General features: G+C 66.0%; 1 protein-coding gene and 1 pseudogene. One reads left to right on the top strand and one right to left on the bottom strand.

Annotated elements, in window-relative coordinates:
• Positions 1-261 precede the first annotated feature (261 nt).
• Entirely contained in the window at positions 262-1,446 is a 1,185-nt protein-coding gene (locus IG78_RS0140985; protein WP_037687725.1) for an IS701 family transposase, read from the bottom strand.
• A 55-nt stretch (positions 1,447-1,501) separates the two neighbouring features.
• Here IG78_RS0140985 and IG78_RS43580 point away from each other — a divergent pair.
• Positions 1,502-1,852 (top strand): annotated as a pseudogene (locus IG78_RS43580) (IS630 family transposase); the annotation flags it as partial.

The raw sequence follows: 1,852 nt of genomic DNA on the forward strand, positions 1-1,852 counted from the left end.
CCTGGCCACTCGCTATGACAAGACCCGTGAGTCCTACCAAGCCGCCATCACCATCGCCTCAATCCTGCTCTGGATCTGACCTTTGAAGACGATCTCTAGTGCTGCAACGGTGCTTGTTCTGAGTGCTGGGCAGTTTTCAGGGGCTGTGTCCACGGCGCTTGTAGTGACTGAGCCGAGCTTGATACTGCCGTCTGCGGCGCCATGTCGACCAGTGCAGGATGTGGTCGACCGGGGTGGGACGGCGTGTGGTGAGCCGGGTGATCAGGCGTCTGATTTCGGCGAGGCTGAGGTGGATGAGCCGGGAGGATCCGTTTCTGCTTTGTCCGCGTCCAGATGGCGGGCTCGCAGGACGGTCAGGCAGGCGTGGGCGGCCATGGCCAGGGTCATGTGGCGGTGCCAGCCGGGATAGCGGCGGACCTGGTAGTCGTCCAGGCCGCACTCCTGCTTGGCGGTCTGGAAGCATTCCTCCACGGCCCATCGGCTGCCCGCGATGCGGATCAGCTCATCCAGGGTGGTGTTGGCGGGGCAGTAGGCGATGTAGTAGGAGATCTCTTCGGGTCTGCTGACGCTGCGGCGGGCGAGAACCCAGTGCCGGCGGTCCTCGCGGTGGAAGGGCCGGACCTCGATGCGGGCCCAGTCGTAGACCCGCCGGCCGTGGGCTCCCGCGCCGCAGGAACGGCGTTTCCACTTCTGCCGCGGCAGGCCGGGGAACAGGTCGTGGACGGGATGGTCGATGGCCCAGCGGGTGACGACGGTGTCGTGGCGGGTAGTGGCCATGACGTGGAAGACATCAGCCTGCTCCAGCTCGAACCGCCAGCCTTTGCTGAAGCCGTAGGCGGCGTCCGCCGTCACCCACCGGAACGGAATCTGGTCGGCGATGGCCTTGCGGACCATCGCTTTGGCCATCGCCACCTTCGTCTCGAAGGCGACACTGTCCTCGATGCCCGCCCGCCGGCATCGCTCGCGGTCATCCGTCCAGGACGTGGGCAGATACAGCCTGCGGTCGATCAGCGTGCGTCCGCGGCCAGTCGCATAGGCGAGAAAAACCCCGATCTGGGAGTTTTCCGTGCGTCCCGCGGTGCCGGAGTACTGCCGCTGGACACCGGCCGAACGGATGCCCTTCTTCAGGAATCCTGTGTCGTCGACGATCAGGACGGCATCCCGGTCTCCGAGGTGTTCGACGACGTAATCGCGCACGTCGTCCAGGACGTCATCAGCGTCCCACTCGATCCGGTTCAGCAGCCGGTGGATGCGATCGGGCCCCGCGTGCCCGGCCTCCTCCGCCAGCGTCCAGCCGTTCTTCCGCTCCAACGGAGCTACCAGCCCCCGCATATAGGCAAGCGCTGACTGACGCGGCTCCTCCCGGTTGAACCGGTGCACGAACCGCTCATACACCGCCTCGAGTTCACCCGCCCACAACCTGACATCAGCAAGGTCCCCACCCATGACCACACCAACGACCGAGCTGCCCAACAGTCACGGCAAGCACCGTTGCAGTACTAAGGACGGCGAGACCGACGTTGTCTTCTGCCTGGACGAGTTCGGCCCGCTCAACCTCCAGCCCCACCCGGGTCGGGAGTGGGCCGAGCGCGGCGGCAGGAGCAAGGACCCCGACCGTGAGCCCAGGCCGCGGCGCCGGGCGACCTACACCCGCCCGCGCGGAGTACGCCACCTTGTCCGCCGCCTACGACCTGGGCAAGGACCAGCTCTACGGACACATCAAGCCGCAGAAGACCCGCACGAGGTTTCTGGAGTTCTGCCGTTACCTGCGCAGCCTCCACCCGCCCCGGATTCGTATCGCGATCGTGCTGGACAACTTCTCCCCGCACCTGACCACGAAAAGCGACACCCG

It is taken from the genome of Streptomyces aureocirculatus, assembly GCF_000720475.1.
Taxonomy (GTDB): Bacteria; Actinomycetota; Actinomycetes; order Streptomycetales; family Streptomycetaceae; genus Streptomyces; species Streptomyces aureocirculatus.